Genomic DNA, 22,807 nt, shown 5'->3' with positions numbered 1-22,807 from the left:
TGTGACTTAATTCATCTAATGGGATAGCTGGATAAGGAGATATATGCCAAGTACATATAACGGACTCATCAATATATATAAAGAAAAGGGCTTTACCTCTAACGACGTGGTGGCCAAGATGCGAGGAATTCTTCATCAGAAGAAGATTGGCCATACAGGAACTCTTGATCCTGATGCAGAGGGAGTATTAGTAGTTTGCCTTGGAACAGGAACCAAGCTTGTGGAGATGCTTACAGACCACGACAAGGAGTACATTGCCTGCTGCAGACTTGGTGTCACAACTGACACTCAGGATATGTCTGGAACTGTAATATCACAGTCAGAGGTTAATGTTACAAGAGACGAGCTCCACGAGGCAGTACAGGCCTTTGTTGGAGACTATGACCAGATTCCTCCTATGTATTCTGCCATCAAGCAGAATGGGAAAAAGCTCTATGAGCTTGCAAGAGAGGGAATCGAAGTTGAGAGAAAGCCAAGAAAGGTTCATATAGGAGCCATTACGGTTTTAGATGATTCTCAGCTTCAGGAGACAAGCTCTTTTACCATGGAGGTTAAGTGCTCCAAGGGTACATACATAAGGACTCTATGCAATGACATAGGAGACAGACTTGGTTGCGGCGCAGCAATGCAGAATCTCTTAAGGACAAGAGTTGGAGCATTCACTCTTGATACTGCCATTAAGCTGGGAGATCTTGAGAAGATGAGAGATAATGGAACCCTTGAAGAGGTGATCCAGTCTCCAGAGTATATCTTTAAGGACCTGGATGCGCTTCATGTTCTTGATAGCGCCAGAGTTCTTCTTGAAAATGGCAATAGCTTTAAGGCAAGGGATCTTTGTAACGAGGATCCAGAGGGTGTTAATGACAAGGAATTTGCTAAGCACATGTTCTCAAACGGAGATATGTTCAGGGTTTACGGCCTTGATGGCACTTTCTTTGGTATTTACCAGTATGATGAAAAAGTTAGGCTGTTTAGAGCCTTTAAGTTTTTCTACGAAAAGAATAATTGATAGTTTAGGTGGTGTTGTAAGTGCAGATCATTACGAGACTTGAGGAATTAAATATAGATTCAAAGACTGCGGTTGCCATGGGCAAGTTCGATGGAATTCATCTTGGACACAAGAAGCTTTTGGACCTCATCATAAATGCCAAGCAGGATGGACTTAAGGCAACGGTATTTACCTTTGAGCCTTCTCCAGAAGAGTATTTTGTGGGACACAAGATCAAGCAGCTCTTTACCAAGGCGGAAAAGAGAAAGGCCTTTGAGAAGATGGGAATCGATATTCTTGTGGAATTTCCATTAAATGAGCATACTGTAGCTACTCCTCCTGAGGATTTTGTAAGACATATCCTTGTTGAGGATCTTAAGGCTTCTCTTATCGCAGCTGGAACCGATGTTTCTTTTGGCGACAAGGGTAGAGGAGATCAGTACCTTCTTAAGAACATGAGTAAGGAGCTGGGCTTTGAGCTTATTCTCATTGATAAGGTTATGCTTGATGGTGAGGAGGTTAGCTCCACAAGGGTTAGAAATGAAGTGGTTGATGGCGAGATGCCTATGGTAAAAAGACTTCTTGGCTGCGACTATAGTATCAGCGGAATCGTTGAGCATGGCAAGCATTTAGGACATACCATTGGTATTCCTACTGTTAATATTTTGCCTCCGGATAATAAGCTTCTTCCTCCTTTTGGAGTTTACAGAAGTACTGTGGTTATTGGAGATAGCTCTTTTGACGGAATGACTAATATCGGCCGTAAGCCAACTGTATCCTCTGACAATCAGGTGGGGGTTGAGACTTACATCTACGACTTTGATGAGGATGTGTACGGCCAGAATATTGAGGTTATTCTTCATGAGTTCACAAGACCTGAGATGAAGTTCGATTCTCTGGAGGCCCTTAAGGCTCAGATGGAAAAAGATATTAGCGGTATTAAGAAGAAAAATAGCTGATCGCGATATAGAAATAGTGAGGTTTTAAATGGATTACAAGGATTATATGGTTAGAGCTACTGCTGGCAATGCCCAGATCAGAGCTTTTGCTGCTACAACTAAGGATTTAGCTGATTATGGTAGAAAGGTTCATTCCCTTTCTCCTATAGCTACTGCGGCTCTTGGAAGACTTATGACCGGAGCTGTAATGATGGGCACTATGATGGACAACGACGATGATCTTATCACCATCAAGATGGATGGCGATGGTCCACTTAAGGGAGTGCTGGCAACTGCAGATAATAAGGGTAATGTAAAGGGCTACGTTGTTAATCCTTACGTTATCATGGAGCCTAACGCTGAGGGACACCTTAACGTGGGCGGTGGAATCGGAGAGGGAACTCTTACAGTTATCCGCGATATGGGCATGAAGGAGCCTTACATCGGACAGATTGAGCTGTATTCTGGCGAGGTGGCTGAGGATCTTACTTATTACTTTACTAAGTCTGAGCAGACTCCATCCTCTGTTGGACTTGGCGTTCTAGTAGAAAGAGAGAATCTCTCTGTTGTGGCGGCCGGTGGATTCATCGTTCAGCTCATGCCTTTTGCTGATGAGGAGACCATTACACACCTTGAGGAGAACCTTAAGAAGTTCTCATCAGTTACTGATATTTTAAAGGCTGGCAAGACTCCTGAGCAGCTTCTTGAGATTATTCTTGATGGCTTTGATATTGAGTTTACTGACAAGGTGGATCTTAACTTTTATTGTAACTGTGACAAGGACCGTGTTGAGCGAGCTCTTATGCTTATTGGCAAGAAGGAACTTGACGACATGATTAACGACGGCAAGGAAATCGAGGTTTGCTGTCACTTCTGTTCTAAGGCCTACAAGTTCTCTGTTGATGAACTTAAGGCAATCAAAGAAAGAGCAAAATGAGCCATTGGGGACGGGGTTAGTGGTTCATTGTAAAGATAAGAGGAGAGTATTGTAATGAGATTAGTTTTCTTTAGACATGGGGATCCGGATTATGCTGTAGACGGGCTGACAGCCCAGGGCGAGATTGAGGCGCAGCTCTTAGCTAAGCAGATTAAGAGCTTTGGAATAGACGAGGCCTTTGTTTCACCTCTTGGAAGAGCAGCTGCCACAGCTGATTATTCGTTAAAAGAGCTAGGAATTACAGGAACGACCTGTGACTGGCTTAAGGAATTTCCTGCTATGTTTGATGCAAGTTCTGCCAGCGAGGCAACTAAAAAAGCCTATGCTACTGAGCTTAAAAAGCACCTTGATGGAAGCTATGATGGCAGAATTGTCTGGGATATTCTCCCTTCTTACTATATGGACCATCCAGAACTCTTTGGGGCTGATACCTGGAGAGAGTCTGATGTGGTAAAGGCTTCCAATATGCTGGAGGTTTATGATAATGTGATCAGTTCCTTTGATTCTCTTTTAGCAAATCACGGTTACAAGCGGGATGGAAGCATCTATCGCGTGGATGAGGGAAATGATAAGGTTCTGGCTTTCTTTTGCCATTTCGGTATTACATCAGTCCTTTTATCACATTTATGGGGCGTATCGCCTTTTGTTCCTATGCAGTTCCTGGCAATGGCTCCAACGTCAGTAACAGAGGCTGTCACAGAGGAGCGAGAGAGGGGCATAGCGATCTTTAGAACTCTTCGCATTGGCGATACAACGCACCTTACTATGGGCGGCGAGAAGCCTTCATTCTCTGCAAGATTCTGCGAGAAATTTGAGAATCTGGATGAACGTCATTAATAAGTCAGAGGGGACGGTTCTAGATGACTCATTGCATGCAATGAGTCATCTAGAACCGTCCCCTCTGACTAAAGGAAATGGCAATTAGCAATTGAAAGGAATAAAGGTATGAAGAAAAAAGTAGTAGCTATGCTCATCCTGGCGATGTTGGTAACAGGATGTGGCGCAAATGGTAAAATAAGCGATGAGAGTGCAACAGAGCAGACATCAGTAGTTCAGGAAAAAGCTGGACAGGAAGTAAGCTCTGAAGAGGCATCAGATGAGGCTTCTGCGGATTCAGATAATGATGCTTCAGATGAGACGTCAAGCGAAGATTCAAACGCAGCAGCAGATGCATCAAGTGTATATGCTTCAAGCGAATCTAGTGCAGATAATGGAAATGATTCAACAGAAGCTTCTAATCTTCTAGATGGAACTTATAATACTGAGCTTAGAACTTCTCCTGTTGAGGGCCTTCCATATTATGTGAAAAGTATTGAAGTTACTGGTGATACAATAATTCTTAATGCTGCAATCTATCAGTTTGATGCTGACTGGAATCTTATCGATATTGGTATGGGAACATATACCTTGAAAATCAACGAAAATACAAGATTCCTCTCTGGCGGCGGAGAAGATGATCCTACTGAGATGAGTAGAGATGAATTTGCCATATATGTTGTTAAATGCGCAGATTCAGGACTTGGTCTTAGCTTTAAAATTGTTAATGGATATCTTTCTGAGATTGGTATCTGGTCATAATGAATTAAGAACTGACTCTACTTTCCGTAGGTACAATAACAAACAGGGCTGTTTTACAATCTGAACATGGAGGTGAAAAGATATGAACCAATATGTTACAGGAGCAGTTATTAAAGAACTTCGTGAAAAAAATAAAATGACTCAGGCGCAGCTTGCGGAAAAGCTTGGGGTTACGGACAAGACTGTCTCAAAATGGGAGACAGGTAAAGGGTATCCGGATATTACGCTGCTGGAGCCAATAGCTGATGTGTTCAGGGTTTCAGTCACAGAACTTATTTCGGGTAATCCGATTCATAACGCCAATGTATCTGCAAACATGCTGAGATCAAAGTTCTACGTGTGCCCTATCTGCGGAAATGTGATTCACAGTATGGGTGAAGGTGTCATTGGATGCCATGGACTGCAACTTTCTCCTTTATCAGCAGAGCCTTCAGACGAGAACCACATGGTTTTTATTGAGCGTTCTGATGATGAATATTATGTGAGAATTGATCATGAAATGTCCAAGGAACACTATATTTCTTTTATCGCCGCAGCGGGAGCAGATGAAATCCAGATGATTAAGCTCTATCCAGAGGGGAAGTCAGAAGCTCGTTTTAAAATCCGTGGTGTAAAGAAGGTATTCTTTTACTGTAATCACGATGGGCTCTTCTATGTGGATATAGTTAAGGGCATTGATGATAAAGATAGTAGCTATGATAATACTCTGGAAAGAAGAGAACTTGAACAGATTGCGGATAAATTATTTGGATAGTAAAAGCAGATTGGCCATTTGACAGTATAACTACTGTTAAATGGCTCTTTTTCTGTTATATTTAAATAAATATATGTTGGAGGGTGATTAAATGGGAGCAAAACTACTATATCAGGGGCATGGCAGTGTACGAATCGTTACAGAAGAGGGAAAGGTTATCTTTCTTGATCCATTTATGGGAGGAGGCTACGACCTTCCTGCAGATCTTATTCTCATGACACATGGGCACTACGATCACACTCAGGATAATCTGATAACCAAAAGAAATCCTGGCTGCACTTTGATTAAATGGTCGGATGCCCTTAAAAATGGCGAATATCAAGCTTTCGATTTTGGCTTTGTAAAGGTTGAAACAGTAGAAGCAGGATATAACAAGAACCACAATGTTTCAGAATGCGTTGGCTTCATATTTACTTTTTCTGATGGAGTAAAGGTGTACTTCTCTGGCGATACATCCACAACCCCGTCCATGTCTGGGTTTGCGGAAAAAGAGCTTGATTATGCCTTTTTATGCTGTGACGGCGTCTACAACATGGATGTAGCTGAGGCTTCAAAATGCGCCAAACTCATAGGCGCTAAGCATACCATTCCATACCACATGGAGCCAGTTAAGGATAAGAGCGGCTTTGATATTACCGCGGCTGAGAGCTTTGATGCTCCTGGAAAGATTGTGCTTAGACCTGGGGAAGAGCTTGAACTTAAATGAAATGGGAAGCAAGGAAAAGGTTTGATGAGTTGACTTCCAGAATAATGCGATAAGGATATTTATGAAATTAAGAATATTTGAAATAGATAATGATTTTGAATCAATGAAAAACTGGGTTACGGACGAGAGAACGCACGCTATGTGGTGCGCTAATCTTATCAAGTATCCATTAAGTGAAGAACATATGGCTGAAACTATGACCGCAGCAGATAGGTTTGGTGATGTTCCTTATGTTGCTATATCTGATGATGGCAGAGTGGAGGGCTTCTTTTGCTATTCGTATAATAATGAAACAAAAGAGGGTATGCTCAAGTTTGTAGTAGTAGATCCTGAAGTAAGAGGAAAGGAAGTCGCCCAGAAGATGCTTAGGCTTGCGGTAAAACAGGCATTTGAGAATCCGGAAGCGGAAAGAGTACAGTTAAATGTATTTCCGGAAAATCACAGAGCTATGAGGTGTTATGAAAAAGCCGGATTTGTAGTGAGAAAACTTACACCTGATGCATTTGCCTATAAAGATGAAACCTGGGGTAGATGCAATATGGTATTCAACAAGGAATAACTTTCAGTATTATATACGAATTATATTTTTACGGAGGACTCATTAGATAAGGAATGAACACGATTTTGGAATATGCTCAAAGGAATAAATCCTCTTTTGAGATGGGAGGAGTCTCATCCAATGAAATACGTTTTTTTACATACGAGGGAAAAAGATATATTTTAAAGACTCCCTTAATGACAAGAGATGATTTTTCACCGTTCTGGACAATGATGAGAAAGGTGTTTGGTTATTCGGTAAAGGGGCAGAATTCAAGTCTTCATAATATCTACAATACTTTGAAGGATAACCCTCACATAAAAGTGGCTCCGTTTGTAGCAGCCAATGAAGATGCAAGCGTTTTTGAGTTTGTTGAAGGAACAGCATGGGGTAATGATTTTTTTCCAAAGGGAAAGAAAAACGCTTATACTCTGGGGCAGTTTATTGGATATAATCACAGGACAAAGTATGATTATTCCGGACTTTTGGGCGTTTCAAAAGGAGATTTATTTTTTGAAAATGCCAGAAGATATATTGAAGATTGTATTAGCGAGCATTGGAGTGGAGATGATGATGCAGATAAAAAGGTCAGGGGTTGTTACGAGCAGATAAAGGATAAAAAGCTTTCAAACAGTGGGAATTCTCTAATTATGGTCGACATCTGCGCGGATCAGTTCTTGTTTTGCGATGAGAATATTGTAGCATGTGTTGATTTAGATGCGTATGTGATTGGACCTGTAGAATGGGAGCTTAGCTTTCTTCATTACCAGGTTGAGGACTGGGATGAATTCAAGGCGGGATATGAGACATATTGTGAGATGCCGCCGTTTGAGGAAGTGAGTAAATTATTCTTTTTGCTTATGGCACTCAGTTCATACGATAACAAAGCAGCAATTGATGGCTACTGGGCTGCTCTATTAGAGGAATAATATAGAAATCGAAATCAAGAAAGATAATTGGTGTGAAGATGCTGAAAAGAGTGTCGGATAGAATCTGGTACTATCCCATGGAAGAGAAGCGAGACAGGCCTAATCTAGGATATGATGCTTTATATGGCTAAAGATGTTTAACTTTCAGTAGTATAGACGATGACAAATCGGGATTAGTAGATGGAGGAGACTATGTTAAATGATTATGCAATAGACAAGCCAATTCTTGAAACGGACAGACTGATTATTCGTGTGCTTAACGAAAACGATGTGGATGATTTAAAAGAGTGGTTGGGAAGAGATGAAATTTATACATATTGGGGAAGAAAAGCAAGCAAAGGCGAGAAAAATCCTGAACTCATGTTTATTGATCCACGTCCTTGGGTAAAAAGAAAACCTTCTCTTGATCTTGATTGGGGAATTGTATTGAAAGAAACCAATAAAGTGGTAGGTATGATCGCAGTATTTGATATTCAAAATGCCAGAATGGGCGATATAGCATACAGGATTAATCCTGAGTACTGGAGTACGGGAATTACTACAGAAGCTTTGAAGGAAGTGTTACGGTTTGTATTTGAGAACACAGAAATTGACCGATTGAATGGACGGGTGGATGTGAGAAATGCTGCTTCAAATAAAGTTATGGAAAAATGTGGTTTTATAAAAGAAGGAACCGTTCGTCAAGGGAAAATGGTTTCCGTTTATTGCGACTATAATATTTACGGTATGCTTAGAGAAGATTATATGCACATGCAAGGCATAAATGGTTAGATAAATTCGGAGTTTGCGGGGCAATCATTTATGTGGGAAAAAGAAATTGAACAATTAAGAAGCCTTTTATAGCAAGGTTGGGAGAGAATATGACTGTTAAGGAACTATTTGAAAAATACTGTACTAAGGAAGGATCCGGTTATATCTGTCACGGACGCTGCTTTGAGCTGACTCCGGCTTCGGAAGAAGAGATCCGGGCTTTCAGGAACCTGTGCGATGAACATGGGGTAGATAAGATGATTGTTTCTGAACTTGAGGAATATTACAGGCAGAATAACAGCTTCTTTGATTACTTTAAATGTGATGAGGAATCTTTGTTTGACTGGTGGGAAGATGAAGACCAGAGGTCCATATGGCTCGGATGTGTGGATGATGACAGCTTTATCTACGACGATCTTACCCATACTTATGCGCTAGGATGGGCCGGAAGCCATGACATTGGTGATTATGAGACCTTGATGGAAATGCTAGAAGCATATCTGAAAGAAGGGTGGGAGAATGGATGGAACAGCTAAGGAGGCTGTTCTTAAATGACATGGAACATGCTTAAATAGATTCGTTTAGGCACAATACAGGACCTGTACCACATTGATATTTTGAAACGAAAGGAAAAATAAGTGGTGTTAGAATTTGAAAAAGAACATTTTGAAGATTTAAATTACTATAGAAATATTGCTCTGGAAGAGACGGTTGAAACAGACAGAGAGTATCACAGACATATGATAGGTGGATGGCACAATTCGAGTGTTGGGCTTTTTGTTAAGAAGGATGCCCTATTGGATGAGCTAAAGGCCGCGGCCAAGGCTAAAGACTATGGGCGGATGCAACAGATATTTTTTACTTACAATAAGCGCGAACTATCATGGCATTTCCCAAAAAGCTGCGATCATTGTTTCATAGCGCACAGTGTAATCCCATATCTGTGTTGTGCTGATTATGGCGAGATTTATAATGCATGTCCGGAGGATTTACCATTAGCTGCCAATGGTAATCCTATGCTGGTGAATGCCACATCTCTTTTGCAATGTATTCTATACAAGGGAAAGTATGATGAGCAAACAATTATAGCCAATGCTGAAAAGTATATAGCATCCAAAGATGGCAAATGGTACAGAGCATATGTAGCCTGCTTTTTGGCTATTCTTAAAGAGGATGCTGTCATGCTTTCTGATAATCTGCAGATAATATGTGAAAATCATTCTCGTAGAGGCTATTTGACGGCTTTCGGGAAATTTCATTGTCAATACGCCTACGGATTAGTGATAATCGCCAGACACAATTTACCGGAGGATATTTTCCATAAGGTAAGACTTCCGGAGCATAAAACATTCGACAAGGGATACATGGAGTGGTTATACGCCGGAGAGTTAGTGAGACAGAGCGTCTATAATTACGAGGCGCCTTTTGAGGAGTTTGATTTGGTATATGAGATGCCACTTCCGAAGACAATGATCTATCAAAGATACCTAAATGAAGATAGACTAATCTTAAGCTCTAGGAAAAAAAATGCTTATTATATTAATGATGAGGCAATGGATGCACAAGTTTTGGATTATGTTATGAAAAAATTAGATAATATACAGTAACGAATGAGGAGAAACAAAACATAAAAAATATAAGATTCTATGAGGCAGTTTTTTGTTATGTCTGAAACTACATTTTAGATAACATAAAAAGGTATTCATGATCGACAAATACGAATATAATCATATAATTTCACGCCTCTATCTTGTAATGAGATAGAGGTTTTTTATATCAAATAAGAAAATGATATAATAAACATGACATATAGATGTCGTGTTTGCAATGATATGATTTTAGTGGAGTGAAAGATAATGAAGATAGACAGGCTGATTGGAATACTTTCTGTATTACTTCAGGAAGAGAAAACTACAGCACCTGAGCTGGCAGAACGATTCGAGGTTTCAAAAAGAACTATCAATAGAGACATCGAGGTTCTGTGTAAGGCCGGGATTCCTATACAGACTTCCCAGGGAGTTGGCGGAGGAATCAGCATCATGGATGGCTATCGCATGGACAGGACTATTCTGACATCGAAGGACATGCAGATGATCCTTGCTGGTCTAAGGAGTCTTGATAGTGTCAGCGGCAGCAGATACTATGGTCAGCTCATGGAAAAAATCCAGGCAGGATCTTCAGAGTTTGTCAGCGGCAGGGATTCAGTTCTGATCGACCTTTCATCCTGGTACAGGGAATCTCTTGCTCCAAAAATTGAAGTTATACAAAGCGCCATTGAAAGTAGGCACATACTTAAGTTTACCTACTACAGCCAAAAGGGTGAAAGTGTCCGCAAGATAGAGCCTTACTACGTTGTCTTCAAATGGTCCAGCTGGTATGTGTGGGGCTGGTGCTTGAAAAGGAAAGATTTTCGTCTGTTCAAGCTAAATCGTATGGATAAGGTTACGATGACTGACACTGCGTTTAATTGTAGAACTGTCCCGACGCCAGATCTTTCCACGGAAAAGATATTTCCAGGTGGAATAAAGGTGAAAGCTCTTTTTACAAAAGACGTCAAATGGAGGCTGGTGGAAGAGTTCGGCCCAGAGTGCTATACAGAGGCAAAGGACGGCAGACTACTATTCACCGCTGACTACACTGATATGGATAACCTTGTCACCTGGATACTGACCTTTGGAGAGAAGTCTGAGCTCCTTGAACCTAAGGAAGCCAGGGACAGGATCAGGAATACAATTGAGGCTATGAAAAAGAACTATGAGGGGGGCTAGGATAAATATGCCATTTGATTATAAGAAAGAATACAAAGAATTCTACATGCCAAAGAATAAGCCCAGCATTGTGACGATTCCAAGCATGAATTACATTGCAGTGCGCGGGGAAGGAGACCCAAATCAGGAAGATGGTGAATACAAGAAATCTATCGAATTACTGTATGGGATTGCGTACACCATAAAGATGAGCAAGAAGGGTGACCATCAGATAGAAGGGTATTTTGACTATGTTGTTCCGCCCTTGGAAGGCTTCTGGTGGCAAGACGGTGTAGATGGAATTGATTATGCTCACAAAGAGAACTTCCACTGGATTTCAGTGATCAGACTTCCAGACTTTGTTACCAAGGAAGATTTTGATTGGGCAGTATCTGAGGCAACACGTAAAAAGAAAATGGATTTTTCCAAGGTGGAGTTCCTAACCGTTGAGGAAGGCTTGTGCGTTCAGTGTATGCATATCGGCTCCTATGATGACGAACCTGCAACGGTACAGATGATGCACGAATTTATTGAGCAGCAGGGCTACGAGCTTGACATTACTGATAAAAGACTTCACCATGAAATATATCTTAGTGATGCAAGGAAGGTAGCTCCGGAGAAACTTAAAACTGTGATAAGACATCCTATAAAGCAGAAAGATAGAAGTAACTTATAGAACGATGACTGATCTGAAGAAATCGCCAAATCAGGTATTCGCTTTGAATGTGAATTGGAGGAATGACCATGGAATATATCAAAGTTACCAAGGACAATTTAGAAGAAGAGCACATCTGCTGTGCCATATCCAATAATAAAGACGTGCAGGTTTCATCTAAGAAAGCATGGCTTGCAGACAGATTTGATGAGGGACTTGTCTTTTTAAAGAGCGCAGAGCGTGGCAAATGCTTTATTGAGTACATTCCTGCTGAGAGTGCATGGGTCCCTATTGAGGCTGATGGTTATATGTACATAGATTGCCTGTGGGTTTCTGGCTCTTTTAAGGGACATGGCTATTCCACAGAGCTTCTTGATGCCTGCATTGCCGACAGTAAGGAAAAAGGCAGAAAAGGTCTTTGCATCCTTTCATCTGCCAAGAAAAAGCCATTCCTTGCGGATCCTAAGTTCTTGAAATATAAAGGCTTTGAAGTATGCGATGAAGCTGATAATGGTATTCAGCTTTGGTACCTGCCATTTGATGAGAAGGCTGCCAAGCCAGCTTTTAAGGAATGTGCCAAGCATCCACACATAGATGAAAAAGGCTATGTGCTTTATTACACAAACCAGTGTCCATTCAATGCTAAGTATGTTCCAGTCCTGGAAGAAACAGCTAAGAAGAACAACATTCCGTTCAAAGCAATCAAGATCCAAAGTAGAGACGAAGCCCAGAATGCGCCTACTCCTATCACAACATATTCTTTCTTCTGTGATGGCGAGTACGTGACCAACGAGCAGATGAATGATAAGAAATTCCTTAAGCAGATTGGGAAGTAATAATACATAGTTGATGCGTGATTCATGTCAGAAAAAGAGTCGCAGAGAGGTTTTTACGATAGTAATTCGTGAGAACCTCTTTTTTCTTGCGCTTCAATATAGTATCATCAAAGAAATGCAGATGAGATGCGCATTCTTGGAAGATTAATGACTGGAGGACTAAATGACTAGAATATACTTCGTTAGGCACGCAGAACCAGACAAAACTGTGGAGGATGACAGGACAAGACCGCTTTCTAAGAAAGGTCTTTCTGATACACAGTTTGTATATGATACTCTAAAAGATAAAGGAATAGATGTTGCTGTCTGCAGCCCATACAAACGCAGTGTCGACACAATAAAGAGACTGACGGATGCATTGGGAATCAACATCCAGACTGATGAACGCTTTAGGGAACGTGAAGCCGGAATTAAAGGTACTGGACTTAGAAGTAATCCCCAGAGATGGAAAGCTACTGAATGGGAGAGTGATTGGGGCGAGTCAATCCAGAATGTTAAGAAGCGCAATGTAGAAGCACTCATGGATGTTCTTGATAAATACGAAGGGCACAACATAGTCCTTGGCACCCACGGAACTGCATTTAGCTCAATACTAGATTACCTATCACCTAAGTACGGCTATGACGACTTTATTCGCATGATGGACTGGATGCCCAACGTTGTGGAAATAGTTTTTGATAAAAGAGATGTCGTTGAAATAAACGAGATAGCTCATAAAGAAAAAAGCAAATAAAGGGGATACAAAATGTCTTTATCAGAAAGAGCACTAGAGATACTTGATCGATACAATAAAACAGAAGATGTGATAGAAACCACCAAGAAATTTGTTTATGAGATGCTTGGACCAACGCCTGATAGAGGCGACATGCTCTATCGCTACGAGCATTCAATACGAGTTGCAGAAAACGGCAGGATGATCGCAATTGCTGAGAACCTCCCCGTCACCGATACTGTTGTTGCCTGCCTTCTTCATGACGTTGGCTACAGAGAATGTGGTGACGACTGGCGCATACACCCACAGGTAAGCGCCGATATTGCCGCAGAGTATCTTGCAAGAATAGGCTATAATCCTGATATGGCAAAAGAAATAGTGCAGGGAATCGGAAGGCATAATCTGACTGACACGTTACCTGAGGATATGAGCGTATTCCAGACCACCATCAGAGACAGCGATGATATCGACAGGTTTGATATTATCAGGATTGCAATGGCTATGGGCAGTTCCGTTCACGAAAAGACAAATGTTGAGATCATCGAATCCTGTCAAAAGCAGATTGATATAGCTAGATGGTACATGACACTTCCAAGGGGAACTAAGACCGCCAAGGATATGATGGATAAAGAACTAACCCAGAGAATAGAGCTTCTTGAACAGATTATAGCGCAGGCAAAGAAAGGCTTTGAATAAACCAATGAATGCTTTAATCATTAATTGCAGCCCTGTAAAAACAGGAGCTACAGCAGAAATTGTCAACATCATAGAGAAGGAAATCTCTACTCGATATGATACAAAATGTATCTGTATAGATGATTATTCTTTTGACTTCTGCAGGGGATGTAGGACCTGCCACAGCACGGCAAAGTGTGTTATGGATGACGACATCCTCAAAATCTTGGATGAGTTCGACAATGCAGATGTCATCGTATCTGTATCACCCTCCTACTGGGCTGATATTCCAGGACAGTACAAGGCATTTATCGACAGATGCACGCCTTGGTGCGATACACATGAACCGCATGCTTCAATCAAAGAAGGCAAGAAGGGATATTCAGTTGCTCTTAGAACTGGCCCAGGCATGCATGAGTGCGACAGGATAATTCAGAGCATTGAGCATTTCTATGGTCATTTGCATATTGAATGCGCAGGTCATCTTGGCCTTACATCAATTGAGTATAAAGAGAATGTAGAGCCTAGGAAACAAGAAATAATTGATTTCTGTAAGAAGATTCAATTCCAGTCTAATAGATAAAGACAAATCGAGATTTGGTGGTGAGGTGGAAAAATGATTAGAGTTATGGAGAACACTGACTTAGCACAATGTGGAATGATTTATTCAAAAGCATTTCCTATGGAGCATTGGGGAATAGATTGGACAGTAGAAAATGCAACAGAATATCTTCAAGATTTTTTTGAGCAGAAAAGATTTGTTGGGTATGTATATGAAGAAAATAGTGAAGTGTTAGGATGTATATTTGCACTTTGTAAGATTTCTGGAAGCAAAGAGGAGATTTACATTAATGAGATGGCAGTTCTTCCCGAACGACAAGGGCATGGAATAGGTAAACAGCTATTAAATGCAGTTAAAGATTACAGTAAAGAAAAAGGACTTGCGGGAATTGTTCTTTATACAAGCGAGTATGCACCAGCGGCTAGGTTTTACGAAAAGAATGGATTTAAGTTATCAAATGGAACTATATGTATGTACTGCGAATAATTGAAAGATAGTTTACAGAATCACTTTAACAAACTGTACGCAAGGGATGAAAACTCCATTCAGGATAACAAGAAGAGAGTGCGGAGGAATGCAAAATGAAGATCACAGTGATAAACGGAACTGAAAAGCACGGTGTTACATACAGAATGAAAGAAGTCTTTTTAGAGCAGTTCAGAGCTGATGCAGAGATCACGGAATACTATCTTCCAAAAGATGGTCCTGGTTTCTGTACTGGATGTACTGCGTGCTTTAGAAATAATCAGAACCTCTGCAAGGATGCTGAAATAGTACAGAAGATCGAGAAGTCCTTGCTTGAAGCGGATTTGCTTGTTTTTACATCACCTGCATATGTTTTCCATACGACCGGCGCAATGAAAGCTTTGCTTGACCATTTTGGCTACAGGTGGATGCCCCATCGCCCAGCAAAAGAGATGTTTGGTAAGCGTGCAGTGATAATCACACAGTGCCTTGGAGCAGGCGGGAAATCCACAGCAAAGGACGTTAAGGACAGCCTTTCCTGGTGGGGCATTTCGACTATCAAAGTTGTTAGTTTCAAACTGATGTCTGAAATTGATTGGGACAAGATCGAGGACAAAAGAAAAGCCTCTTTCAAAAAGAAGTTAAGCAGTGTCGCACGTAAAATGCATGCTATCAACTATGATAAACCCGGGCATACTAATATTTCTGTGAAAGCTAAGTTCTACATTGTAAGGATGCTGCAGACGAGCCTTGGTAAAAAGGATCCCGAATACACCGACTTTAAGTATTGGAATGAGAATGGCTGGATTGGTAAAGTAAGACCATGGAAATAGAGGCTTTTTGTGAGAAGCTAAATAGTATATAATCCTCTAAGGAAATTCACTAATGTAAAGAGGATAAATATGAAAGCAATACGTAACTATTTAAAAGAAGAACTTGCTGGCTGGAAAGTATTTGATGTGGCGTGGCTTGTGCTTGCCACAGCGGTAATACTTGGATTATCAATTTACTGGAAGGATTCACTGATCAGTGTTTTTGCAGCTCTCACTGGTGTATGGTGTGTAATACTTACTGGAAAAGGCAAGCGTTCTTCTTTTATCTTTGGATTTTTTAATACAATTCTTTATGCTATAGTCGCTTTCGGGGAAAAATACTATGGTGAAGTAATGCTAAATGTCTTTTACTATCTGCCACTTAATTTTGTGGGATTCATCGCTTGGCGCAAATATATGAATTCTGAAACAGGAGAGGTTATTAAGGAACGTCTCAATCTATCAAAGAGTCTTATCCTTTACGCTATTACTGCGGTTGGAATAGTTGGCTATGGAATGGTCCTGAAGAGGCTTGGTGGTAATCTTCCATATGTTGACAGTATGAGTACCGTTGTATCGGTAGTGGCTCAGATTCTTTCAATTAAACGCCTTACAGAACAGTGGATTCTGTGGATCGTTGTTGATGTTGTCACTGTATTTATGTGGGCTGTTAGTTTTGTGCAGGGTGGTGAAAATATTGCTACGCTAGCTATGTGGTCAGTGTATTTGGTAAATGCGTTTATCATGTTCTTCCGCTGGTATAGGGAGGCTAAGAAAAATGAGGTATAAGGTTGGAATGTATGGCGGATCATTTAATCCGCTACACCTAGGCCATGTTGACTGCATAATTCAGGCAGCTAACATGTGCGAGGAATTATATATAGTATTAAGCGTTGGCCCTAATCGAGGTGAGATTGATTATAGAGTCAGGTACAGGTGGCTGTATCAGCTTACCAAGCACATCGGGAATGTTAGTATCATAATGCTTGAGGACGATGCTGCTTCCAAGGAAGAATACAACGAGAACTGCTGGGATGCAGATGCACAGAAGGTAAAAGAGCAGATTGGTAAACCTATAGATATCGTTTTTTGCGGCGATGATTATGATGATAACAGCTTTTGGAATAAGTGCTATCCGGACAGTGAACTGCATAGATTCCCTAGAAATGGAATTAGTTCTACTGAGATCAGAAGAAATCCATATGAGCATTGGGAGTGGCTTCCAAATGTGGTTAAGCCCTTTTATGTAAAAAAAGTTCTTTTGATGGGCGGAGAAAGCACTGGGAAATCCACATTGACCATCAATCTTGCAAATCGCTTTGCAACAAATTATATAGATGAGGCTGGAAGAGATATTTCTGAAAGAAGCGGTACAGACCTTATGATGATATCCGCTGATTTTACGGAAATACTGTTGCAGCACAAACTTAATGAGATTAAGGCTATTGAGAACAGTAATAAGGTACTGTTTGTTGATACTGATACTCTTGTTACCCAGTTTTACATGAAATTCTTAAATGACCCTGAGATTGATAAGAATAAAGCTTTATCAGATGCTATAGATGCCATCAATACATATGATCTAATTCTGTTCCTGGAGCCGGATGTTCCTTTTGTTCAGGACGGAGACAGAAGTGAAGTCATTAGAGATGATAGGCTTAAGTATAGCAACCAGATTAAAGATTTAATACTTTCTCACGGAAAGCAGGTAGTATCCATAAATGGTTCGTATCAGGAACGCTACATGGCTGCCGTCAAAGAAGTTGAGAAATTGCTGGATTGTCCCAATAAATGAAGATACTATAGAGGTTTTTGCGGAAGAAATTCGTGAAAGTCTCTTTTTTACTGCGCTCAGAAATGTTATCATAGTAAAAATGCTGAGAATCCGCAGGATATGCTTGATATTTTAAGAGGGGCTGATAAATGATGTTCTTTAAAAAGAAATCTGAAAAGAAAACCTACGACAAAGAAAACAAAAAGCCTGTAATCAAGGCAAGTATCTGTAATGGAGAGCAAGTTGCCGGATTTCAGGATATCCATACTGGAGCCTTTGAGGAAGTTATGCTGATCAGAAATTCTGAGGACCTGTTTCAGTTCAAGGATGAGTATGGGATTAGTGGGGATATAGAGAAAATCTATTAAAGAAATATTTTAAGATTTTTCTTGAAAAGAATTTTTAATCATATTAGCCTTTTCTTAGGACGTCCAAATCTTATTCCTAAGAGGAGGCTTTTTAATGAATAAAGAACAGCTTCATAAGTACATTTCTGAAAGCAAAGGAAATGAGAGCAATATTTGTCAGATATATGTGGTTAAAGATGATGCTACAGTATATGATGATTGCTGGCATGGATTTAAGACTCTGGATGCAATGAATGTCAATTCCGTGACCAAAGGCATTGTTGCATTACTTGCAGGAATTGCACTGGACAAGGGGGCTATCAAAAATGTAGATCATAAGGTCATGGATTTCTTTCCGGATTACACTGTAAAGCGCGGAGAGAAAACTATCTATGACGTTACGATAAGGCACCTTCTTACAATGACTGCTCCTTATAAGGGTAAGTCAGAACCCTGGAAAAAGGTGTGTACTTCCCAGGATTTTACTCTTGCGATACTTGATTTTCTTGGTGGCCGGAACGGGATTACAGGAGAATTCAGGTACGCAACACTTGGCATTCAGATTCTAGCGGGGATAATCGAGAGAGCAACGGGTGAAAAATGCATTGATTTTGCCAACAAGAATCTGTTTGAGCCGCTGGGACTTCCAAACCGTATACCTCACGGCGACAGTTCTAAAGAAGATCAGTTTGATTTCTTTATGAATAAGAATCCAAGGAAATACGAGTGGTACACTGATCCGCAGGGCAGCGTTACTGCAGGCTGGGGACTTTGCATGTCGGCAAAAGATATGGCTGTGATCGGTGCGATGGTGATTGGTGGTGGTTTGTATAATGGAAAAAGAATCATCTCAGAAGAATACTTAAAAGATATGCTGTCACCACATCTTAAGCTTGGAGAACGATTCGGATTCATGAACTATGGATACTTATGGTACAAGCCATACGATGACAGGGGAGTTTATGCTGCCATTGGTGATAGCGGAAATATCATCTATATTAACAAAGGGCTGAATGTGTCTGTGGGTATGACTGGTACATTCAAGCCAAGGATTTTTGACAGAGTAGAATTTATTGAACAAAAAGTATTACCTGCGATTGCAAACTAAGGAGCGACATGAATAATCCGTGGGAAGAAATAAGTTTGGATGATTATGAGAATCATATGAGCCTTGACTGTGTAAAACAGCTTCAGGCTATGAATGAAATGATGAAAGAGCAGTTTGAAGCATATCCTGCAACTACGGCTATGGTGCTTGGAGTTGCTGGTGGGAATGGCCTGGAACATGTAAGACGGGATAAGTATCAGACTGTTTATGGAGTAGATATCAACGAAGATTATCTTCGGACAGTGTCAGAGCGGTATTCTAATCTGACGGATATACTGAAGTGCTTAAATATAGATCTGACTCATAATGCGGATCAGCTTCCAAAGACACAGCTACTGATAGCGAACCTTCTTGTCGAGTATATCGGTTATGATGCATTTCAAAGAGTAATCCTTAAGGTGAATCCCGAATACGTATCATGCGCGATACAGATCAATACGGATGATAAGCAGTGGGTATCCGATTCGCCTTATCTACATGCATTTGACAGACTGGATGAGGTACATCACCAGATGGACGAGAAATCTCTTTTAGCCCAAATGCAAGAAATAGGATATAAAGACATTCTTAAAAAAAGATTATGCTACCTAACGGGAAGGCATTGGTAAGATTGGATTTTCAAAAGGGCCGATGAAGAGAAGAGAAAATACATTGGATTCAAGAGTAGAGAAGATACGTGACAGTGGAAGAAATAGTATTTTCATCGCAGATCAGTTGGCTGGAAACGGATGTCAGATAGATTGTGTTGATATATTGGAGATTGCCATTGAGAAACTTAGAGCTAATGCTAGAGAGCATGGCATATCTAATTGTATCTATGGCTATGTGGATACTATTGAGCATTATCCAATAGCAGAGAATTTATATGATATGATAATAGCTATTTCTGCATTAGAGCACGTAGAAAGCAGAGAAGTGTTCTTGAATAAGTTAAAAGAGATTCATTGCACACCTTGAGTTGAAAACTGCCTCAATATAGGATATTACAAATGGTGGCAGTTTAATTTATGATCGGAGTTCTGCCTTTATCCCAAGTAATGCTAATATAGGCAGTTGATTATTGCAGAAGGTTTCTGCCTATATTCAGTGTGCCATTGATATAGGCAGAATCTTTTTGGATAAATAAACTGCCTATATTTATAAAAGGTGCTATAGAGGCAGAAAAGCAAGCAAAAAAGCACTGCCGCTATCAAGATAAACAGCAATAGAGGCAGTAAAACTACACAAAAATCGACTGCCACTATTACAATTTCAGGAATAGTAGCAGAATAAAAGCGATAGCAAGTTATATCCGAACACATCATTAGAATAGAAAGGAACAACCCATGATAAACATACTCTTCGTCTGCCACGGCAACATCTGCCGATCCACCATGGCAGAATTCATAATGAAGGACATAGTCAATAAGCAAGGCTTATCAGAACACTTCCACATTGAGTCCAGTGCAACCCACACAGACGAGATCTGGAACGGTGTAGGAAGCCCGGTTTATCCACCAGCTAGAGCTAAGCTCCGTGAACACGGCATTGGTACTGACGACAACGAACTTGGCGTATCAGCAAAAAGAGCCAGACTCACATCCAGAGCGGACTACGACAAGTTTGACTTCATAATAGGCATGGACAGCGCTAACATAAGAGACCTCAACCGCGTATTTGGCGGCGACCCAGAGAATAAGGTCCACAAGATGCTTGAATATGCAGACAGGGACGGGGACGTGGCAGATCCCTGGTATACAGGCAACTTCGATGCCACCTGGAGAGACTGTTCTGATGGCTGCCACGGGCTCTTTAGACAGATTCTCACTAATCCCCAATATGCCAGAGAGCTGTCAGAAGCAGAAGACAACGCACATTATGATGACTACGCCGATGAACCACGAAACGCCAGTCTCATTCATGATGACTTCCCAAGGGGCTGATTCTTGATAAATTCAAATACTAGTAAATACGAGGAAAAACCAATGAACAATCTTAAAAATACAGTACACACCTTTATTATAGTAGCCATAGTCATGCAAGCCATATCTCTATTGAATTTGATAGTCGTAGCCCTTAATCAAAGCATGTTTGCAGCTATTTACGGCTATCATGAAGAAATGCGCTATGCACTTCCAGCGACAATAATAGGTATTATGGTTGTTCCAAATGTAGTTAACCTGATAGTATACTGCGGCCTTCTTCTTGCGATGAACTCATCCAATGAAAGAGCCTACAAGGTTCAGGGCATTGCGTTTCTGGTACTGGGAATAGTGGTGCAGGTTCTCATGGTCATATATAACCTTGTGGAGAACGTGATCATTGGTCGCAGCTACGGCGCCTATGCTTTATCAAAAATGGCAATGATAAGTTCAGTGTCAAACATTTTCAATACCATTCCTTCCGCTGTAGCAATAGGATTCTTCTTCGCGGCCTGCGGAATGCTTATGATTCTTGGCAAAAGAGCTATGAATGACCAGCAGAACACTGCCCATTATACAGAGTTGTAAATTCCTATAAACGCAGATGCCAATTGGCTATAAATGGATTGACATTTATTTAACGTGACCCTATAATATAATTGTGTATTAATTAACAAAGTTGTATGCACAATTTCGCGGTTTTGCGTTAAGGAGAGGGTTTTATGGCATCTAAAGAGATATCACAGGCGGTAATCAGTCGATTACCACGCTATTTCAGATATTTAGGAGAGCTCAAGGACCAGGGAGTTGAGAGGGTTTCATCCCAGGAACTGAGCGACATCATGAAGGTTACGGCTTCACAGATCAGACAGGATTTTAATAACTTTGGCGGATTCGGACAGCAGGGATATGGCTACAATGTCACCTATCTCTACGATGAGATCAGTAAGATTCTTGGCATTGATAAGCAGCACAGTCTTGTTATCATCGGAACAGGCCATCTCGGGCAGGCTCTTGCTGGCTATACCAACTTCACTAAGAGAGGCTTTGTATTCAAGGGAGCTTTCGATCGCAACCCAGCCCTCTATGGCACTAAGATTGGTAATGTTGAGGTTAGACCAATCGATGAGATGGAAGAGTTCGTTAGGGAGAATAATATAGAGATAGCAGTTCTTACTATTCCTAAGGATCAGGCAGTCCCAATGGCAGAAAAATTAGTAGGCTGCGGAATCAAGGCTATATGGAACTTTGCCCATGTTGACCTGGATGTTCCTAACAATATTCAGGTAGAAAATGTACATTTATCTGACAGTTTGATGAAATTATCGTATAATATTAGTAGGTACGAAAATTAAATTCTGTTTAGAGAGAATCCAATGGCTAAGAATGAAGAAGTGTACATGTCTGCGCTGGAGGGAAAGAGTATTCCCATACTGACACTTGATAATAAGTGGCACCAGCTCTTTACACAGACAGAGATGACTCCGGCGATCGAAAGTCTTTCGGAGGAACTGAATGCACTTGTTGAGCGCGACGGCAAGATCCGCAGCGAGACTAAAGATATCAAGAAGCTTAAAAAGAAGCTTCTTGGTGAAATTGTGCCCTTAAGAGATCAGGCCAATAAAAGCGGCAACGCAGCAGCCATTGAGAAGGAGATTCAGGACAGAACAAGGCTTATCAACGACTGTAACGACAGACTTGCAAGCCATGAGGATGAGCTTCTTGATTTGTCTAAGCAGATTTACGATGTTGACTATAAGCTCATGATAGAGACCATGAATGTCTGCTATGAAAGGCTTCATGACAATACTACAGAGATCAAGGCCATGGATGAGTGGATATCCAGAGTCAGGATTGAGCTTAAGAAGAATGTAATAAGGCTTCAGGAAACAGAGATGGAGAACTACAACCTCTACTCTTACATGCATCAGATCTTTGGACCTGAAGTTATCGAGATATTCGATATGAAATATGATCCGGACAGAAGGCATCCTATAAGGCGCCCGCTATCTGGTAATGAAAGTGATTATGTAGAATGAGGCGTTACCCTTTTAGTAACGCCTTTTCCTTTGTTTTTTACCATTTAATTTAGTAG

General features: G+C 40.8%; 30 protein-coding genes. All 30 read left to right on the top strand.

Going from position 1 to position 22,807, the window contains the following annotated elements:
* The first annotated feature begins 43 nt into the window (after positions 1-43).
* The 30 genes from truB (at position 44) to T541_RS0106065 (ending at position 22,751) form a co-directional block, all read left to right on the top strand.
* A complete protein-coding gene (truB, locus tag T541_RS0106210; protein ID WP_034466289.1) occupies positions 44-1,009 on the top strand; it encodes a tRNA pseudouridine(55) synthase TruB in 966 nt (321 codons plus the stop codon).
* Between the two features lie 20 nt (positions 1,010-1,029).
* Positions 1,030-1,947, top strand: a complete 918-nt coding sequence (locus T541_RS0106205; protein ID WP_026651879.1) for a bifunctional riboflavin kinase/FAD synthetase — start codon at positions 1,030-1,032, stop codon at positions 1,945-1,947.
* A 28-nt stretch (positions 1,948-1,975) separates the two neighbouring features.
* Positions 1,976-2,863 (top strand): Hsp33 family molecular chaperone HslO, encoded by an 888-nt coding sequence (hslO, locus tag T541_RS0106200; RefSeq protein WP_026651878.1) that lies wholly within the window; start codon positions 1,976-1,978, stop codon positions 2,861-2,863.
* A gap of 54 nt (positions 2,864-2,917) precedes the next feature.
* Positions 2,918-3,700, top strand: coding sequence for a histidine phosphatase family protein (locus tag T541_RS0106195; RefSeq protein ID WP_026651876.1), 783 nt, complete (start codon positions 2,918-2,920; stop codon positions 3,698-3,700).
* 108 nt (positions 3,701-3,808) lie between these two features.
* Positions 3,809-4,441, top strand: a complete 633-nt coding sequence (locus T541_RS0106190) for a hypothetical protein (RefSeq protein WP_026651875.1) — start codon at positions 3,809-3,811, stop codon at positions 4,439-4,441.
* Positions 4,442-4,523: 82 nt separating this feature from the next.
* On the top strand, positions 4,524-5,195 hold the full coding sequence (locus T541_RS18985) for a helix-turn-helix domain-containing protein (RefSeq protein ID WP_081779872.1): 672 nt from the start codon (positions 4,524-4,526) through the stop codon (positions 5,193-5,195).
* A 91-nt stretch (positions 5,196-5,286) separates the two neighbouring features.
* Positions 5,287-5,901: an MBL fold metallo-hydrolase gene (locus tag T541_RS0106180; protein ID WP_026651874.1), complete on the top strand. Its 615-nt coding sequence runs from the start codon at positions 5,287-5,289 to the stop codon at positions 5,899-5,901.
* A 61-nt stretch (positions 5,902-5,962) separates the two neighbouring features.
* Positions 5,963-6,460, top strand: coding sequence for a GNAT family N-acetyltransferase (locus T541_RS0106175; RefSeq protein ID WP_026651873.1), 498 nt, complete (start codon positions 5,963-5,965; stop codon positions 6,458-6,460).
* A 53-nt stretch (positions 6,461-6,513) separates the two neighbouring features.
* A complete protein-coding gene (locus T541_RS0106170; protein WP_155839471.1) occupies positions 6,514-7,368 on the top strand; it encodes a hypothetical protein in 855 nt (284 codons plus the stop codon).
* A gap of 192 nt (positions 7,369-7,560) precedes the next feature.
* A complete protein-coding gene (locus tag T541_RS0106165) occupies positions 7,561-8,139 on the top strand; it encodes a GNAT family N-acetyltransferase (protein ID WP_034466286.1) in 579 nt (192 codons plus the stop codon).
* 89 nt (positions 8,140-8,228) lie between these two features.
* Positions 8,229-8,654, top strand: a complete 426-nt coding sequence (locus tag T541_RS0106160) for a hypothetical protein (RefSeq protein WP_026651870.1) — start codon at positions 8,229-8,231, stop codon at positions 8,652-8,654.
* Between the two features lie 105 nt (positions 8,655-8,759).
* On the top strand, positions 8,760-9,725 hold the full coding sequence (locus T541_RS0106155; RefSeq protein WP_155839470.1) for a hypothetical protein: 966 nt from the start codon (positions 8,760-8,762) through the stop codon (positions 9,723-9,725).
* A 249-nt stretch (positions 9,726-9,974) separates the two neighbouring features.
* Positions 9,975-10,886: a helix-turn-helix transcriptional regulator gene (locus tag T541_RS0106150; RefSeq protein WP_026651868.1), complete on the top strand. Its 912-nt coding sequence runs from the start codon at positions 9,975-9,977 to the stop codon at positions 10,884-10,886.
* A 7-nt stretch (positions 10,887-10,893) separates the two neighbouring features.
* Positions 10,894-11,541 (top strand): GyrI-like domain-containing protein, encoded by a 648-nt coding sequence (locus tag T541_RS0106145; RefSeq protein ID WP_026651867.1) that lies wholly within the window; start codon positions 10,894-10,896, stop codon positions 11,539-11,541.
* A gap of 68 nt (positions 11,542-11,609) precedes the next feature.
* Positions 11,610-12,356 (top strand): GNAT family N-acetyltransferase, encoded by a 747-nt coding sequence (locus tag T541_RS0106140; protein WP_026651866.1) that lies wholly within the window; start codon positions 11,610-11,612, stop codon positions 12,354-12,356.
* A 163-nt stretch (positions 12,357-12,519) separates the two neighbouring features.
* The gene (locus tag T541_RS0106135; protein ID WP_026651864.1) at positions 12,520-13,089 is read left to right on the top strand and encodes a histidine phosphatase family protein; all 570 of its coding nucleotides are present in this window, start codon (positions 12,520-12,522) and stop codon (positions 13,087-13,089) included.
* Positions 13,090-13,101: 12 nt separating this feature from the next.
* Entirely contained in the window at positions 13,102-13,764 is a 663-nt protein-coding gene (locus T541_RS20600; protein WP_026651863.1) for an HD domain-containing protein, read from the top strand.
* 4 nt (positions 13,765-13,768) lie between these two features.
* Entirely contained in the window at positions 13,769-14,326 is a 558-nt protein-coding gene (locus tag T541_RS0106125) for a flavodoxin family protein (protein ID WP_026651862.1), read from the top strand.
* Positions 14,327-14,359: 33 nt separating this feature from the next.
* Positions 14,360-14,791: a GNAT family N-acetyltransferase gene (locus tag T541_RS20595; protein WP_051538120.1), complete on the top strand. Its 432-nt coding sequence runs from the start codon at positions 14,360-14,362 to the stop codon at positions 14,789-14,791.
* A 95-nt stretch (positions 14,792-14,886) separates the two neighbouring features.
* Entirely contained in the window at positions 14,887-15,603 is a 717-nt protein-coding gene (locus tag T541_RS0106115) for a flavodoxin family protein (RefSeq protein WP_026651861.1), read from the top strand.
* Between the two features lie 69 nt (positions 15,604-15,672).
* A complete protein-coding gene (gene pnuC, locus T541_RS0106110) occupies positions 15,673-16,371 on the top strand; it encodes a nicotinamide riboside transporter PnuC (RefSeq protein WP_026651860.1) in 699 nt (232 codons plus the stop codon).
* Positions 16,361-17,377 carry an AAA family ATPase gene (locus T541_RS0106105; RefSeq protein ID WP_034466281.1) on the top strand — a complete coding sequence of 339 codons (1,017 nt, stop codon included), beginning with the start codon at positions 16,361-16,363 and terminating at the stop codon, positions 17,375-17,377. The genes pnuC and T541_RS0106105 overlap by 11 nt, the downstream gene beginning before the upstream one ends.
* 128 nt (positions 17,378-17,505) lie before the next feature.
* A complete protein-coding gene (locus tag T541_RS0106100; protein WP_026651858.1) occupies positions 17,506-17,724 on the top strand; it encodes a hypothetical protein in 219 nt (72 codons plus the stop codon).
* A gap of 94 nt (positions 17,725-17,818) precedes the next feature.
* On the top strand, positions 17,819-18,811 hold the full coding sequence (locus T541_RS0106095) for a serine hydrolase domain-containing protein (protein WP_026651857.1): 993 nt from the start codon (positions 17,819-17,821) through the stop codon (positions 18,809-18,811).
* An 8-nt stretch (positions 18,812-18,819) separates the two neighbouring features.
* The gene (locus tag T541_RS18970) at positions 18,820-19,419 is read left to right on the top strand and encodes a methyltransferase type 11 (protein ID WP_242840755.1); all 600 of its coding nucleotides are present in this window, start codon (positions 18,820-18,822) and stop codon (positions 19,417-19,419) included.
* A gap of 22 nt (positions 19,420-19,441) precedes the next feature.
* Complete coding sequence (locus T541_RS18965) at positions 19,442-19,768, top strand: class I SAM-dependent methyltransferase (protein ID WP_051538119.1); 327 nt, start codon at positions 19,442-19,444, stop codon at positions 19,766-19,768.
* A 368-nt stretch (positions 19,769-20,136) separates the two neighbouring features.
* Positions 20,137-20,733: a low molecular weight protein-tyrosine-phosphatase gene (locus T541_RS0106080; protein WP_026651856.1), complete on the top strand. Its 597-nt coding sequence runs from the start codon at positions 20,137-20,139 to the stop codon at positions 20,731-20,733.
* A 42-nt stretch (positions 20,734-20,775) separates the two neighbouring features.
* Positions 20,776-21,300: a hypothetical protein gene (locus tag T541_RS0106075; protein ID WP_026651854.1), complete on the top strand. Its 525-nt coding sequence runs from the start codon at positions 20,776-20,778 to the stop codon at positions 21,298-21,300.
* Between the two features lie 134 nt (positions 21,301-21,434).
* Positions 21,435-22,067, top strand: coding sequence for a redox-sensing transcriptional repressor Rex (locus T541_RS0106070; protein WP_026651853.1), 633 nt, complete (start codon positions 21,435-21,437; stop codon positions 22,065-22,067).
* Positions 22,068-22,088: 21 nt separating this feature from the next.
* Positions 22,089-22,751: a hypothetical protein gene (locus T541_RS0106065; protein ID WP_026651852.1), complete on the top strand. Its 663-nt coding sequence runs from the start codon at positions 22,089-22,091 to the stop codon at positions 22,749-22,751.
* Positions 22,752-22,807 lie beyond the last annotated feature (56 nt).

Source organism: Butyrivibrio proteoclasticus P6B7 (genome assembly GCF_000622085.1).
GTDB lineage: Bacteria > Bacillota > Clostridia > Lachnospirales > Lachnospiraceae > Butyrivibrio > Butyrivibrio proteoclasticus_A.
This window is presented reverse-complemented; position numbering and strand designations above follow the sequence as displayed.